The organism is Flavobacterium sp. (genome assembly GCF_030146175.1).
Classification (GTDB): domain Bacteria; phylum Bacteroidota; class Bacteroidia; order Flavobacteriales; family Flavobacteriaceae; genus Flavobacterium.
The window spans coordinates 1-15,243 of the sequence record NZ_JASLCE010000115.1 but is presented as its reverse complement, the minus strand read 5'-3'; the positions used below and the strand labels follow the sequence as shown (position 1 = coordinate 15,243).

The following is a 15,243-nucleotide window of genomic DNA, read 5'->3' as shown; positions in this document are numbered from 1 at the left end:
AATTTACGATAAATTCAATTCCGATTTGATAAAAAAAAGCCTTTTAGTCCAAAACTAAAAGGCTTTATAATAGGGTATGTTTTTGCTTATAGCTTATTCATATTTCCGGCTAAGGTTTCGATAAATTTACCGATTGGTCCTTTAACCATCATCGCCATCATCGGGTTAAATTCGCCTGTAAATAACAATTGAACTTCCGATGTGTTTGCGGTTAACGTATTAATGTTTGCGGTTAACGTAAAAGGTAATTTGTCGCTCGCAGCACCCAAAACAACTTTGTTTGGAGCCACTTTGTCTTTCATTTTTAATTTGATTTCCGGCATACCTTTTAATCCGAAGATAAAAGCGTTTTCATCCAATACTTCGAATTTAGCAATGTTCTCCGGCATTAATTTCTCAAAGTTTTTTACATCGGTAAGCGCATCAAATAAATATTGGGCGGATTTTTCTACGTTAACTTTTGGGCTTTCTAAATTCATATTCTGTATTGGTTTTTTGCTAAATTAGGTTTATTACACTTCGATTCCCCAGGTTGAAGGGTTCTGACGCCATTCTTTTAGGGTTTCGTGTTCTTCTTCGGTGATGTATTTTTTTTCAACAGCCGCTTCCAAAAGCGTGTCGTAATTTCCAAGGGTATAAAGGTCGACATTGGCCGCTTTAAAATTATCCTGAGCCAAATCAAAACCGTAGGTAAAGATGGCAACCATCCCTTTTACATTTGCACCGGCTTCTTTTAAGGCTTCAACCGCCATTAAACTACTTTTTCCGGTACTGATAAGGTCTTCGATAACCACTACGTTTTGTCCTTTTTGTAAAAAGCCTTCCACCTGATTCTGGCGACCGTGCTTTTTAGGCTCCGGGCGTACATAAACAAAAGGAAGTCCAAGATATTCCGCTACCAGTATTCCAATACCAATAGCTCCGGTTGCCACTCCGGCAATCACATCAGGCTTGCCAAATTCTTTTTCAATATGTTTGGCAAATTCATCACGGATATAATTCCGGATCGGTGGAAATGAAAGCGTTATACGGTTATCGCAGTAAATTGGCGATTTCCATCCAGAAGCCCATGTAAAAGGATTTTTTGGATTTAATTTAATTGCGTTTATTTGTAAAAGCAATTCGGCAGTTTTTTTAGCTGTGTCTGTATTAAAAATCATAGTACAAATGTATAAAGTTTTTGTGAACGACAAACCACTTTTCTTGACAAATCAAATTGTTAAAGAAACCGATTTTCAGCTTTTTCTTTTAGAAAGTGTGGATATCAAGCAAGTTATTGTAAAAATGTTTCAGAATAAGATTCCAAAAGCTTTTTTGTATTATCCTGATGAAAAGGAAATTATGAAAAAACTAAAAGCCAAAATTCCGGTGGTAAAAGCCGGTGGTGGATTGGTTTACAATAAAAAGGGCGAGGTGCTTTTTATCTTCCGAAACGGGAAGTGGGACCTGCCAAAAGGAGGCATTGAAAAACGGGAGGAAATCGACGAAACAGCCATCCGTGAAGTAGAGGAGGAAACCGGCGTAACCGGTCTGAAGATTGTGCAGAAACTGCAAAAAACCTATCATGTTTTTAAACGAAACGGTCGTTATAAATTAAAAGTGACCCATTGGTTTGAAATGAAAACCGATTTTGATGGTATTCCGCAGGGTCAGATTGAAGAAGGTATCGAAAAAGTAGCCTGGTTAAAACCCGATGAAATTAAAGAAGCACTGACCAATTCTTATGAAAACATTAAATTATTGTTTGAAACCGAAAAGGTAATCGAATAAAAAAAGCCGGAATCTCCGGCTTTTTTTAATTTAGGATGCGATATACGGGATATTGCATATGTGATTTTTCGTAGTATTTCGAGTTGCGGTACACCCAATCCAGTTGTGCGTCGCCGCTATTTTCAAATTTGGGATCGCTTTTTCGCTTTTCGTCCAGCGCCTTTTTTAGCTCCGGATTTTCAAGTAGCAATTGTTTGGCCACATCTTCAAAAACATAAGGAGAATAGTATTCCTTTTGCTGTAAAATGGCATCAAAGAAATTCCAGTTAAAATACGAATCCACCGCTTCGGGTTCCAAAGTTTCCAATAGGAATTTGACATTCTTCTGTTGTGTCGGAATCAGAAAATCGCCTTTTTTAAAGGCTTGTTTTACAGTAGTTTTGATAACGTTGGTGTTCGAATGTCCGTAGTGACCTTCGAAAGCGGAATTTCCGGTTTTATAATCGGCTATTCGATAGCTTTCAACCGTGATAATACTATCCTGTTGCAAGCGTTTCATCGTGATGTTGTTTAGCTTTAGCAAATCGGTTACATTCCACCATTGTTTCGGAATGACATAATATTCCGGAATGCTAATCTGTTTTTTGGGTTTATAAAGTTCATAATGCGGAATCATTTTTTTGAAAGGTTTACTTCGGTCATAATACAAACGCGGTTTGCCGGAAACGTCGCTCGGTTTGTAGTTACCTTCGTAGCCCAAAAACGGAATCTGAGTCACTTTAGCCGAATCAATTTCCCATTCTACCGTATATTTTGCATTTGGTTTATAGGCTTCCAGGGTTTCCCGGCGGATGTTTTTTATCGTCTGATAATGCACATCTGTATAACGAAGCGTACTCAGCATATATTCGTAAGTTACTTTTACGCGGTCGCTGTATTTTTTTAGCATATGGGTTTCGACCATAGCGCCAAATGAATTAAATAAAGACGCATAACCGGTTGAAAAACGAGCGGTTTCCATATTTTTAGCAAAACCGTTTTCCGGGGTTTTATTGTAAATATTCACATAAGGTACCGGTTCTATTTTTTTGGATTGCAGGTCTTTTAAAATGGCCGGGTACATTTCGCTGTTAAAATACGTTCCGGCTTTTCCGCCTAATTTCTGATAGTGCGTTGCAATATAGGTTAGCGTATACTGGTAATCGGCACCGTTACTGACGTGGTTGTCGATAAAAACATCCGGATAGACCAATTGGAAGATTTCGGCGAAACTACGGGCATTTCGGGTATCCGATTTGATAAAATCCCGGTTCAGATCATAATTGCGGGCATTACCACGGAAACCAAAAGATTCCGGTCCGTTTTGGTTGACACGCGAGGTGGAATTCCGGTTTAACGCCCCGCCGATATTGTAAATCGGAATCGTTACCACAACCGTATTTTTTGGAAGTGCAATCTTTCCGGTTGCCAAATCGCGGAACAGCATCATCGTAGCATCGATACCGTCTGGTTCTCCGGGATGAATTCCATTGTTGATCAAAAGAGTCGCTTTGTCATTTTGTATGCGGGCAAAATCAAATGTTTTGCCGGGATTAAAGGTTACGATATGTAACGGCTCGCCGCTGTCGGTTAATCCCATCGTTCGCATGGAAATGCTTTCAAAGTTTTGGTCCAGCATTTCATAGTAAGCTATGGTTTCCTCGTAGGTAGCGGTCTGATTTCCATTGCCTTTTTCGTAGGGCGTTGCATACTTTTGCTGTGCTAGTAACGGAAGGCATTGTAGCAAAAAAAGAAGTACAATTTTATATGGTTTTTTCATTCGAATAATGCGGTTTGTAATTTTTGTATTTGTTCGTGGTAAATGTAAGATTTATTGCGTTGTGAATTATCTGATTTTGGGATAAAAGAAGTTCGTATTGTTATCAAAATTATAAATCGAAATCGAAGCTTGCAAGAGCAACTTTTTTATTAATCGGACTATATTTTGTGGATATAATTTTTAAATACTCTTTTTTATAAGATATTTCGTTAAATTAATTGCTTTTTTTAGGGAATTATTTTTTTTATGATTAGATTCGCGTTTGTAACTCAAAAAACATTTAAATATGAAAAAAATTACTCTTTTAGTATTGTTTTGTTTAACATCCCTTGCGATAAATGCGCAAACTGTACTGACTCATTCGAGTTCTCAGGCAATTAATGGTAATACAGTAGCTTGTGGAAACAGTAGTACTGCAACATCAAGTGACAACCGTTATTACAGAGCTTTTAATTTGGCTTCAATGGGAGTAACTTCTGCTTTTAACTTAGCATCAATCCAGTTTGGTGTAGCTTCATTAACGGCTCCAAGCGGTTATGTGGTAACAGTTAAAGCATATAAAACGACTGCGACTTTCCCAACCGGATTCCCGACAGGTTATACATTGTTGGGACAGGCTAACTATACAGTTCAAACTGCAAATGTTGGAACTATCGTAACGGTTCCGGTAACGGTAACAGGACCGGTAGCGGCTAACGAAACATTAGTGGTTGAAGTAGGATATGCAGCCGGAGCAACCGGAGTAAATATTTCATTAGGATCGAATACAGCATCACAAACAGGGCCAAGTTATATTGCTTCAACTTCTTGTAGTATTGCTACTCCTACAGACGTAGCGCTAATTAACTTCCCGGATGTACACATGGTGATCAACGCTGTTGGAACAACACTTGGTGTTAATGAATTCGCTTCAAAATTAGTGTCTGTTTTCCCGAATCCGACTTCAGGTTCTGTTACTGTACAAATGCCTAACGAATTGCAAATTAACAAAGCGGCTTTAGTTGACGTTTCCGGAAAACAATTTGCCGTTTCTGTAAACAACGGAAATACAATTGATATGTCTGGATTTGCAACCGGAATCTATATGTTGAATTTGGAGACAGCAGAAGGTACTTTGGTTAAGAAAATTGTAAAACAATAATCAACCGATACCGTATAAAAAATAAAAGTCGCCTTATGGCGACTTTTTTATTTTAGAACTACCGATTCGGGCACCAGGACACGATAATCACCGTTATTTCGGATTACATCGCGAACAATACTGGAACTGATATAAGATGTACTGGCAGCGGTTAATAAAAATACCGTTTCAATCTGAGATAGTTTACGATTGGTATGCGCAATGGCTTTTTCGAATTCGAAATCGGCCGGATTGCGAAGTCCGCGTAATATAAATTGTGCATTTAGTTTTTGACATAAATCAATCGTCAGACCGGTATAGGTAACCACACTTATTTTGGGTTCGTTTTGAAACGCATCAGTGATAAATTTTAAACGATCTTCCAACGAAAACATATATTTTTTCTCGGCATTTACACCAATGGCAATAACGATCTCGTCAAATAGCGGTAAAGCGCGGTTAATGATGTCGTAATGTCCGAGAGTAATCGGATCGAACGAACCGGGAAAGATGGCTTTTCTCATATTATTTCAGGGCTAGCGTGATGGCGTTGTCAAATAAATCCGGAAGCGAAATTCCGGCTTCACGGGCTTGTTGCGGTAAAATACTTTCGGTGGTTAATCCCGGAATCGTATTCATTTCAAGCATATGCGGTTCGCCGTTTACAATGATAAACTCACTACGTGAAAAGCCTTTCATTTTAAGAACTTCATAGGCGCGTTTGGCCACAGCATTTACTTTTTCAGTTAGCTCCGGAGAAATTCGTGCCGGAGTGATTTCCTGTGATTTTCCAAGATATTTGGCTTCATAATCAAAGAAATCGTTTTCGGAAACAATCTCGGTAATCGGTAATACTTTGATTTCTCCTTTATAATTGATCACACCAACCGAAACTTCGGTTCCGTCAAGGAAACTTTCAATGATGATCTCGTTATCTTCTTTATAGGCATTTTCGATTGCCGGTAATAATTCGGCTTCGGTTTTTACTTTGGAAATACCAAAACTGGAACCCGATTTATTTGGTTTTACAAAACACGGCAAGCCTACGGTTTTGATGATGGTAGCTGCGTCGATCGCATTACCCAGATTCAGATAATAGGAGGTAGCGGTTTTGATACCATACGGTTTTAAAACCGATAACAGGTCGCGCTTGTTAAAGGTTAATGCCGCCTGATAATAATCGCAGGAAGTTTGCGGAATTCCCAATAACTCAAAATAGGCCTGCATGAGTCCGTCTTCGCCCGGAGTACCGTGAATGGCATTAAAAACAACATCAAACGACAATGTGTTCCCTTGGTAGGCTACGGTAAAATCATGGCGATTCACCGGGTATTCGGTATTATTGTCGTCAACCATTACCCATTTGTCTCTGAAAATATGGATACGGTAGGCGTTATATTTTGATTTGTCTAAAAAAGAATAGACCACATTTCCACTGGTAAGGGAGATTTGGTACTCGCTGGAATAGCCTCCCATGATAATGGCAACATTTTTCATTTTGTTCCGTTTGAATAATGAGTTAGTATACTACAAAAGTATTATTATTTGTTGAATCATTCTGGTTTGCGATATAAAATATAAGGGGTTATGAAAGTAAAACCTCCAGTATTTTATATATTTGCCAAAATTCGAATATCTATGAGCTGGAAAAAGTTTTTAACTAGTTTTACATTCTTTAAACATTTAGCATTAGCATTAATTATTATCATTGTTTTTGTGGTTTTGGTAATGCAATGGCTGGGTTATGCCACCAATCACGGGGAAGAAATTCCGGTGCCAAACCTGGGCAAAATGAGCGTTGAAAAAGCCGAAGAAAAATTAAACGATATCGATCTGGAAATCCATTTGTTGGATACGGTAGATTTTAGAGCGGATTTCCCGCCGTATTCTATCGTAGAACAGGATCCGCTACCGGGTGTAACGGTAAAAGACGGTCGTAAAGTGTATGTTAAAGTAAACTCAGGCGGATATTCGCAGGTAACGGTTCCGGATTTGATCCAGAAAACCTACCGTCAGTCATTGTCGACTTTACGTGCATTGGGATTGGACGAAGGTAACATCAAATACGTACCGTATATGGCTAAAGATGTGGTTTTGGAAATGAAACAAAACGGAAAACCGTTAAAAGCCGGCGATAAAGTATTAAAAGCATCTAAAATCGACTTGGTTTTAGGAGACGGTAAAACCGGATATGTAGAGGAAACAACAACGGATAGTATTCCGGCAAAAGAACAGACAACAGAAAGTAATGCAGAATAATAATATTGAAGATGCCGATTTAGAAGGCGAATTGTTCGAACATTATCGGTTCGAAGCAGCCAAAGGTCAGGCGCCTTTGCGAGTGGATAAGTTTTTGATGAACCTTGTTGAAAATGCGACAAGAAATAAAATTCAACAGGCGGCAACCAATGGGAATATCTTTGTAAACGATATTCCGGTAAAATCCAATTATAAAGTAAAAGCGTTTGATGTGGTGCGCGTTCTGATGGAACAACCGCCATTCGAAAATATAATCATTCCGGAGAATATCCCATTGGATATTGTCTATGAAGATGATCAGTTACTTGTGATCAACAAACCGGCCGGATTGGTAGTACATCCGGGACACGGAAATTATACCGGAACATTGGTCAATGCATTGGCCTATCATTTTGAAAATCTTCCGATGAATAGCAGTGAGCGCCCGGGATTGGTTCACCGTATCGATAAAGATACGACAGGTTTACTTGTAGTGGCCAAAACCGATCATGCAATGGCTTATCTGACCAAACAGTTTGCCGACAAGACTTCCGAAAGGGAATATGTGGCTTTGGTTTGGGGCAATATCGAAGAAGAAAGCGGAACAATCGAAGGCTATATCGGACGTCATATGAAAGATCGTATGCAGATGTCGGTTTACGATAGTGAAGATTTTGGAAAACACGCCGTTACGCATTATAAAGTGTTGGAGCGCTTTGGATATGTAACCTTGGTTTCCTGTATTTTGGAAACCGGTCGTACGCACCAGATTCGTGCGCATATGAAGCATATCGGGCATACGTTATTTAACGACGAACGCTATGGCGGTCACCTGATCTTAAAAGGAACGACGTTTACGAAATACAAACAGTTTATTGATAATTGTTTTAAGACTTTGCCAAGACAGGCATTACACGCGAAAACACTTGGTTTTGAACATCCAACAACTAAGGAGTTTATGCGTTTTGATACCGAATTGCCACAGGATATGAAAGAATGTATCGAAAAATGGAGAACCTATTCCAAATCCCATATAATGGAGGAGGAAGAGTAGAATGTGGAATAAAGAGTAAAGAGAAAAGAACAAAGATTTATTCGGTTTGATATAAAAAACGCCCCGATTATCGGGGCGTTTTTGCGTTTAGTTTTTAATTATTTTTTTGTTGATAGTAGTGCCGGAAGTATCGGTTATCGTAACGATATAGTTGCCTTTTTGTAAAGCAGACAAATCAATTTGTTCGTTATCCCGGATTTGTTTTTGGATAATAACGCGCCCAGTCATATCGGTTATGGCAATAGCATCGACAGAGCGGTTTCCAAACTGAATCTGAATAAAATCGGTAACCGGATTCGGGAAAATAACAACGTCTTCGTCATCGGTTTTTAAAGTCAACGGATCGATGGCTTTTAACTCGGTAATTGGAATATAATTTTTGATACGGATTAATGACCATCGCTGATTACTGTTCAACGGATCTTTCGGATTGGCCAATACAAAATCATTAGGATAATTATTATCCGTTAAGTAGGAACGGGTGTAGGCATTGTTGATTCGGTAGCCACCCTGAGAATCGGGAACGATTTTCCATTCCTGATTGGTCTGTACCGCTTGTACGGCTGTTATTAAATGTCTACTCTGACATAAAAGAGATGGCCGGGCATCAAATGAATTCTCCAGAAATTTGTTATTTGCTATGTTTTTTATTCTGTAATGACCTGTACCGGGAATTAATTGGATCTGCCAGACTTGATCATTGGCATTACTGTTTGTTGAGGACGATGTAACATACCCTTGTTGTTGCAAAGCGTCGGTTTGCATATAGCGAGAATTGGCAATGTTCCGAATTCTATAATAGCCATCGGTTAAAGATGTACTATAATTATTGGCTTCCTGAAAAGTAATGTTATATGCAAATTCATTTGTGTCGATCATAGGGGTACCGTTTACATTATAATCGGAAAGTTTTGTAATCAGGTTGCCATTAACCGTAAAGTTTTCAAAATGAACACCATTTACATAGCGATCACAATTCAACCCTTTTATCGATGAAGGTAGCTCTCCGGTACCATTGTATGACAGGTTTTCAAAGCGGATATATTCTACCTTTCGACCATCGGTATTTGCAGCACCATATTTACCAGGTTCTACATGTACTGTTAGCAGACGACCATTCGAAAAATCTTCTACGCGGATATTTTTAAACAGGAAGTTGCTACAATTGTTACCATCGGCACAGTTTATGGAAATCGCTCCGATATAATCAAGATGTAACGAGCCGTTATTTGGATTGACCCAATATTCATCGTGTTCTAAAATATCGATGTCTTCAAAACGCAGATTATAAATATCCAGCCCATTTACCTGCGAATCGTTACCATGCCACCCAATGGTGATCGGGTGTGCTTTGTCGGCATATAAAATGGTATTGGTTACCGTAATGTTCAGGGCATGTTTGTTTTGATACGGAGGGTTTCCTTCCCATGAAACGTGACGGGAAGCGTATATTGATATACTATCATCCGAAGTCCGGTTAAAACAATCGTTAATCGTAACATTGCTGGTGCCTTTCATATGGAAACCGTCACCCCAGACAGCGCGGGAAATCACTTTTACGTTATTGATATTGATCTGATCACTATCCGTAAGTTCAACACACAATTGTTGCGGATCAATTATCGTTATACCATCAATGGAAATATTATTGCACCTTCTGATTGTTACTCCCTGTATATAGGCATAATTGGGTAATAAAGTGTCATATTGTTTTTCATAGTTGGTAAGGTCAATTATACCGTGACCATAAACTTTGACATTATTTACATCTTCGGCAATAATACCACCTTTTAGCGTTCCACCGCCTTCAATATAAATCTCATCACCGCTGTTCATTACTATTTTACCGTTGTCTGTTGTATAATCCGGAAGGACATCATAGGGAACGATAACGATTGCACCTTCCAAAATCTTTATTTTTTTATTGGTTACAGTATTCAACGATTTGTTGTAGAGATGAACACCGGGACCATAAGTAACCGTTGCCGTAGCAGGAAGAGTATAATTGGCCATGGCATTGGCAAAAATCTGGAGGTTGTGATAGCGATAACCATCGATCTCAATAGAGAATTTCCCCGGATTGTTTATGGTAAATGTAATTTTATTGTTTATGATTGACGGGTTAACATTTCTGGAAAGTGGCCGGATTTGTACCCTTTGATTTAGGTTTTGATTGTTATGGCGGTTACTGGTAATTTCGATTGTTACGGCACCGGAAAAATCGAAAGCGACAAATGAAGAAGGTGAACTAACAGACAAATCTCCAATACTGCTGTTTACAAATGTGTTGTATTCAAATAAATCAACCCAGTCGTTGGTGTCAGCCTTTTTAATCCGAACCGAAAAGTCAGTATTCTGACCAATGGTATAATTTAAAGGTTTATTGTCCGATCCCATCGGAGGTGTTACCGGTGGATTAATGGTAATGTTTCCACTGCTTGGCGGTTGGTATGTTTTTAATTGATTTTGCGCCTCAATGGAAATAGTGAAAAGAAGCAGTAATGTTAAGTATATCCTGCTTAACATTTGTAATGCGTAATGGTTCATAATAAATATAGATTTAGGTTAAGAAATAACAGTGAACTTCATGGTTTGTAGGAAATTAAAAGTAATGTTTATTTTGTAAATTCCTACAAAAAAGTAATGCTGTATTTTGTTAATTGTTTGAAATTCTATTTATTATGATAGTAGTCTATAAAAAACGCCCCGATGATCGGGGCGTTTTCTGTTTTATTTATTTTTAGCGTCAATCCATTTTCTGGCGTTGACAAAAGCTTCGTGCCAAGGGGATACCTGATCCTGGTGACCGGCCGGATAATGCGCCCAGTTCCAAGGGAAAGTTGAACGCTCAATATGCGGCATCATGACCAAATGACGACCGGTTGTGTCGCACATCATAGCCGTGTTGTAATCCGAACCATTTGGATTGGCCGGGTAGCCTTCATAGGCATATTTGGAGACAATCTGATATTGACCTTCCGCATAAGGTAATTTAAACTTACCTTCACCATGCGATACCCAAACTCCTAATGTACTTCCGGCTAAAGACGATAGCATTACGGAATTGTTCGGTTGTACGGTTACGGAAGTAAAGATACTCTCGTGTTTCGCACTTGTATTGTGGTGCATTTTTCCGTGTATTTCATGTTCCGGATTAATTAATTCCAGTTCCATAAACAACTGACATCCGTTGCAGATTCCTACGGATAATGTGTCTTCGCGTTTAAAGAAGTTTTTCAGTGCGGTATTGGCTTTTTCGTTATATAAGAAAGCACCGGCCCAACCTTTGGCTGATCCCAAAACATCCGAATTGGAAAAACCTCCTACAGCTCCGATAAACTGAATATCTTCCAGTGTTTCACGACCCGTGATCAGATCGGTCATATGAACGTCTTTTACGTCAAATCCGGCTAAATACATAGCATTGGCCATTTCACGCTCGGAGTTACTTCCTTTTTCACGGATGATAGCCGCTTTCGGACGTGGTTTCGAAGCGTCGATAACCGGTTTTTTGCCATCAAAATGCGAAGGGAACGTATAGTTTAAGGGCTGGTTTTTATAGTTGCTGTAACGCTCCTGTGCCATCCCGTTTTTGGATTGTTTCTGATCCAAAAGGAAAGATGTTTTATACCAGGTATCGCGTAATTCGTCCACATGAAATTCGAAATTGTCTTCATGGTTTTGGATGGTAACGGTGTTTATGTTGGTAACCGTTCCAATTTTAAAACATTCAATACCATTGTTTTTAAATGTATCTTCAGCAAATGCATCCGCCTGGAATACCAATCCAATATTTTCGTTGAATAAGGCTTTTACAGTGTCTGATTCCCCTAAAACGGATAAATCAAACGAAGCACCAAGGTTAACATCGGCAAAACACATTTCTAAAAGGGTTGTAATTAAACCACCACTTCCAATATCGTGTCCGGCTGTAATATGTCCGCCTTTGATTAATTCCTGGATCGTGTTGAATGCTTTTTTAAAGTAAGCCGCATCCGTAATAGTTGGTGCAGAATCACCGATAGTATTTAAAATCTGTGCGAAGGAAGAACCACCTAATTTGAAGCTATCCTGCGACAGGTTAATATAGTAAATCGCGCCGCCATTGCGTTGTAACACTGGTTCTACGACTTTAGTGATATCGGTACAGTTACCCGCTGCCGAAATGATCACCGTTCCCGGTGCGATTACTTCGTCATTTGGATATTTTTGTTTCATCGACAAGGAATCTTTTCCGGTCGGAATGTTGATGCCTAATTCGATGGCAAAATCGGAACAACCTTTTACAGCTTCGTATAAACGGGCATCTTCACCTTCGTTTTTACACGCCCACATCCAGTTGGCCGACAAGGATACACCGGCTAAATTGTCTTTTAACGGTGCCCAAACAATATTAGACAATGCTTCCCCAATGGCAGTACGGCTACCGGCTACCGGATCGATCAAAGCCGAAACCGGAGAATGCCCGATAGTGGTGGCAATACCTTCTTTACTCTGGAAATCCAGAGCCATCACACCGACATTATTTAGTGGTAATTGTAGCGGTCCGGCACATTGTTGTTTGGCAACACGTCCACCCACACAACGGTCTACTTTGTTGGTTAGCCAGTCTTTACAAGCTACGGCTTCCAATTGTAACACCTGATTCAGGTAGTTTGGAATTGCAGCAGTAGTATAGGTTAAGTTTTTATAGTTACGAACAATGGTTTTATCGCTCATGATCATTTTCGGAGAACTACCAAACATGTCTTCCAATGCAAAATCCATTGGTTTAGCTCCTGTTGTAGCCGATTCGAATGTAAAACGATGATCACCGGTTACATCTCCTACAGCATACATCGGCGAACGCTCACGGTCGGCGATACGTTGTAGGGTATCCAGGTCTTTTTCACCAATTACCAATCCCATACGTTCCTGGGATTCGTTTCCGATAATTTCTTTTGCCGATAGCGTAGGATCGCCAACAGGTAGTTTATCCAGGTCGATTTTACCACCGGTTTCTTCAACCAATTCCGACAAACAGTTTAAATGCCCTCCGGCACCGTGATCGTGAATCGATACGATAGGGTTGTGGTCACTTTCGACCAAACCACGTACCGCATTGGCTGCCCGTTTTTGCATTTCGGGATTCGAACGCTGGATTGCATTTAATTCGATTCCGGAACCAAAAGCGCCGGTATCGGCCGATGATACGGCTGCACCACCCATACCGATACGGTAGTTTTCACCTCCAAGGATGACTACTTTATCCCCTACGGATGGTTTTAATTTTTTCGCCTGACTTTCTTTTCCGTATCCGATACCACCGGCTAACATGATCACTTTATCAAAACCTAATTTACGGGCTTCTTCTTCGTGTTCAAAAGTTAATACCGAACCGGTAATCAAAGGCTGACCGAATTTGTTTCCGAAATCGGAGGCTCCGTTAGACGCTTTGATCAGAATATCCATTGGGGTTTGGTACAACCATTTGCGTTCGTCCATTGCCTGTTCCCATGGACGGTTATCTTCCAATCGGGAATAAGAGGTCATATATACGGCTGTTCCGGCCAATGGAAGGGAACCTTGTCCTCCGGCAAGTCGGTCGCGGATTTCTCCTCCCGAACCGGTTGCCGCTCCGTTAAACGGTTCTACGGTGGTCGGGAAGTTATGGGTTTCGGCTTTTATTGAGATTACGGAATCAAATTCCTTAACGTCGTAAAAATCCGGTTTGTCTGCTGTTTTAGGAGCAAACTGTTGTACTCTTGGGCCTTTGATAAAGGCTACGTTATCTTTATATGCGGAAACAATATCGTTTGGATGGGTTTCCGATGTTTTTTTGATCAACTTGAAAAGGGAAGTCGGTTTTTCTTCTCCGTCAATCACAAAGGTTCCGTTAAAGATTTTGTGACGACAGTGTTCCGAGTTCACCTGTGAAAAACCAAATACCTCCGAATCGGTCAATTTACGACCTAATTTAGTCGATAATTTGTTTAGATAAGCTACTTCTTCTTCGCTTAAAGCCAAACCTTCTTGTTGGTTATAGGCTGCGATATCGTCGATTTCCAGTATCGGTTCCGGTTGGATGTTAATGGTGTAGATATCCTGGTTCAGGCTGGTGTATTTCTGGAAAAGCATCGGGTCGAAATCGTTAAAATCGTCTGTTGCTTTTTCAAACTCTTCGATACGGATAATACCGGAAATTCCCATATTCTGAGTGATTTCAACGGCATTGGTACTCCATGGTGTGATCATGGCGGCACGTGGGCCAACAAAAAAAGCATCCAGAGATGCCTTTGTATCGTTAACAACCGTGCAAGGGTTTTCAGAAGTGCTTGCAAACAGCCAGTTTAATTTCGTAATGTCCTGAGCCGAAAGCTCGTTTTGCGATTGTACTGCAAAAACCGTATTGGTCTGGTTTCCGAAGAAATGAATCATTGTGTGTGTTGTTAGTGTGTTGTTTTTAAAAATGCAAAATTAATCTAATTCGGTCAATTAGACAATTTCAGCGGCTATATTTTTTAGCGGTTAATTATCGAATATCACGTGGTTATAAGCACCCAGATCGGAACCTCCGTTTGGACGTACATTTCCAAGGATATCTTCTAAAAACGGATTGGTCATGGTTGTTCCAAAAGCTTTTGCATCGGAATGGTCGCCAATGATCAATTGGTTTTTGTTTGGGTTTTTAAAATCGGGTTTAAACGAGTTGGAGTTAACCGCAATACGACAGTTGCTATAATCGGTGGTATTGTTAATAGGATATAGATTGTTGTTGGTAAATTGTTGTGCCACATCAAAGAATTTGATCAGACAGTTGTTGAATCGGAAGTTAAAAGCTTGCGAATTGTTTCGGGTCATCGAAAGCGGAATATTGCTCGATCCAAACAGAATACAGTTGTCAAATTGCGCCATTTCCAATGGAATTAGCTGTTGGTCGGCACCGTTGTCGATCGCTACGGCAACCTGATTGGGGCGTGACCAGTAATTCACAAAAGTCGATTGTCGGAATAGGTATTTTCCACCAAAAGTACAAGCCAGCGCTGCTTGTCCCGCTCTATTGATCACAATGTTGTCTCCTTTGATATGAGCATTTCGGGCTAATAAGCCGACATTGGCACTGTTGTAAATCTGTACGTTGGTCAATTTTAGGGTTTCGTCGGTACCATCGTTTCCTTCGGTTAAAATACCAACCACAGCATTTTTAATCGTCAGGTTTTTTAAATCGTGTGCTGTACTACCGTTACGTAACCAGATGGTTCCCCATTGTCCCGGAACTTCCGAAAAATCCTGTTCCAATCGGTCGCCTTCAAAAATCACTTC

The 15,243-nt window shown here is 39.9% G+C and carries 11 protein-coding genes and 1 pseudogene; 4 read left to right on the top strand and 8 right to left on the bottom strand.

Annotated elements, in window-relative coordinates:
• Positions 1-86: 86 nt before the first annotated feature.
• Both Q1R07_RS13215 and pyrE read right to left on the bottom strand, forming a co-directional pair.
• Positions 87-479, bottom strand: a complete 393-nt coding sequence (locus tag Q1R07_RS13215; protein ID WP_136401883.1) for an SRPBCC family protein — start codon at positions 477-479, stop codon at positions 87-89.
• A gap of 33 nt (positions 480-512) precedes the next feature.
• Entirely contained in the window at positions 513-1,160 is a 648-nt protein-coding gene (gene pyrE, locus Q1R07_RS13210; protein WP_136401882.1) for an orotate phosphoribosyltransferase, read from the bottom strand.
• Between the two features lie 7 nt (positions 1,161-1,167).
• Between pyrE and Q1R07_RS13205 the strand changes: the two genes are divergently transcribed.
• Positions 1,168-1,770 carry an NUDIX domain-containing protein gene (locus tag Q1R07_RS13205; protein WP_300491101.1) on the top strand — a complete coding sequence of 201 codons (603 nt, stop codon included), beginning with the start codon at positions 1,168-1,170 and terminating at the stop codon, positions 1,768-1,770.
• 25 nt (positions 1,771-1,795) lie between these two features.
• Here the strand turns inward: Q1R07_RS13205 and Q1R07_RS13200 are convergent, their stop codons facing one another.
• A complete protein-coding gene (locus tag Q1R07_RS13200) occupies positions 1,796-3,529 on the bottom strand; it encodes a M14 family metallopeptidase (protein WP_300491098.1) in 1,734 nt (577 codons plus the stop codon).
• A 286-nt stretch (positions 3,530-3,815) separates the two neighbouring features.
• Between Q1R07_RS13200 and Q1R07_RS13195 the strand changes: the two genes are divergently transcribed.
• On the top strand, positions 3,816-4,670 hold the full coding sequence (locus Q1R07_RS13195) for a T9SS type A sorting domain-containing protein (protein WP_300491095.1): 855 nt from the start codon (positions 3,816-3,818) through the stop codon (positions 4,668-4,670).
• A 47-nt stretch (positions 4,671-4,717) separates the two neighbouring features.
• On the opposite strand, the gene coaD is transcribed toward Q1R07_RS13195, so the two are convergent.
• Positions 4,718-5,173 carry a pantetheine-phosphate adenylyltransferase gene (gene coaD, locus Q1R07_RS13190; protein ID WP_136401878.1) on the bottom strand — a complete coding sequence of 152 codons (456 nt, stop codon included), beginning with the start codon at positions 5,171-5,173 and terminating at the stop codon, positions 4,718-4,720.
• 1 nt (position 5,174) lies between these two features.
• The gene (locus tag Q1R07_RS13185) at positions 5,175-6,146 is read right to left on the bottom strand and encodes a D-alanine--D-alanine ligase (RefSeq protein ID WP_300491092.1); all 972 of its coding nucleotides are present in this window, start codon (positions 6,144-6,146) and stop codon (positions 5,175-5,177) included.
• 141 nt (positions 6,147-6,287) lie between these two features.
• Here Q1R07_RS13185 and Q1R07_RS13180 point away from each other — a divergent pair, with 141 nt between their 5' ends.
• Together Q1R07_RS13180 and Q1R07_RS13175 are read left to right on the top strand one after the other, a co-directional pair.
• Positions 6,288-6,908 carry a PASTA domain-containing protein gene (locus Q1R07_RS13180; protein ID WP_300491090.1) on the top strand — a complete coding sequence of 207 codons (621 nt, stop codon included), beginning with the start codon at positions 6,288-6,290 and terminating at the stop codon, positions 6,906-6,908.
• On the top strand, positions 6,898-7,941 hold the full coding sequence (locus tag Q1R07_RS13175) for an RluA family pseudouridine synthase (protein ID WP_300491088.1): 1,044 nt from the start codon (positions 6,898-6,900) through the stop codon (positions 7,939-7,941). Before Q1R07_RS13180 ends, Q1R07_RS13175 begins: the two co-directional genes overlap by 11 nt.
• Before the next feature lie 87 nt (positions 7,942-8,028).
• On the opposite strand, the gene Q1R07_RS13170 is transcribed toward Q1R07_RS13175, so the two are convergent.
• The 3 genes and pseudogenes from Q1R07_RS13170 to Q1R07_RS13160 form a co-directional block, all read right to left on the bottom strand.
• The gene (locus Q1R07_RS13170) at positions 8,029-10,488 is read right to left on the bottom strand and encodes a T9SS type A sorting domain-containing protein (RefSeq protein WP_300491085.1); all 2,460 of its coding nucleotides are present in this window, start codon (positions 10,486-10,488) and stop codon (positions 8,029-8,031) included.
• A 183-nt stretch (positions 10,489-10,671) separates the two neighbouring features.
• Positions 10,672-14,358 carry a phosphoribosylformylglycinamidine synthase gene (purL, locus tag Q1R07_RS13165; protein ID WP_300491082.1) on the bottom strand — a complete coding sequence of 1,229 codons (3,687 nt, stop codon included), beginning with the start codon at positions 14,356-14,358 and terminating at the stop codon, positions 10,672-10,674.
• Positions 14,359-14,448: 90 nt separating this feature from the next.
• Positions 14,449-15,243, bottom strand: a pseudogene (locus Q1R07_RS13160) (hypothetical protein); the annotation flags it as partial.

Excerpts from the sequence above, each read along its gene's own strand:
- Q1R07_RS13205 (WP_300491101.1), top strand. The coding sequence starts at position 1,168 with ATGTATAAAGTTTTTGTGAACGACAAACCACTTTTCTTGACAAATCAA.
- pyrE (WP_136401882.1), bottom strand. The coding sequence starts at position 1,160 with ATGATTTTTAATACAGACACAGCTAAAAAAACTGCCGAATTGCTTTTA.
- coaD (WP_136401878.1), bottom strand. The coding sequence starts at position 5,173 with ATGAGAAAAGCCATCTTTCCCGGTTCGTTCGATCCGATTACTCTCGGA.
- Q1R07_RS13195 (WP_300491095.1), top strand. The coding sequence starts at position 3,816 with ATGAAAAAAATTACTCTTTTAGTATTGTTTTGTTTAACATCCCTTGCG.
- Q1R07_RS13175 (WP_300491088.1), top strand. The coding sequence starts at position 6,898 with ATGCAGAATAATAATATTGAAGATGCCGATTTAGAAGGCGAATTGTTC.
- Q1R07_RS13170 (WP_300491085.1), bottom strand. The coding sequence starts at position 10,488 with ATGAACCATTACGCATTACAAATGTTAAGCAGGATATACTTAACATTA.
- purL (WP_300491082.1), bottom strand. The coding sequence starts at position 14,358 with ATGATTCATTTCTTCGGAAACCAGACCAATACGGTTTTTGCAGTACAA.
- Q1R07_RS13185 (WP_300491092.1), bottom strand. The coding sequence starts at position 6,146 with ATGAAAAATGTTGCCATTATCATGGGAGGCTATTCCAGCGAGTACCAA.
- Q1R07_RS13215 (WP_136401883.1), bottom strand. The coding sequence starts at position 479 with ATGAATTTAGAAAGCCCAAAAGTTAACGTAGAAAAATCCGCCCAATAT.
- Q1R07_RS13200 (WP_300491098.1), bottom strand. The coding sequence starts at position 3,529 with ATGAAAAAACCATATAAAATTGTACTTCTTTTTTTGCTACAATGCCTT.
- Q1R07_RS13180 (WP_300491090.1), top strand. The coding sequence starts at position 6,288 with ATGAGCTGGAAAAAGTTTTTAACTAGTTTTACATTCTTTAAACATTTA.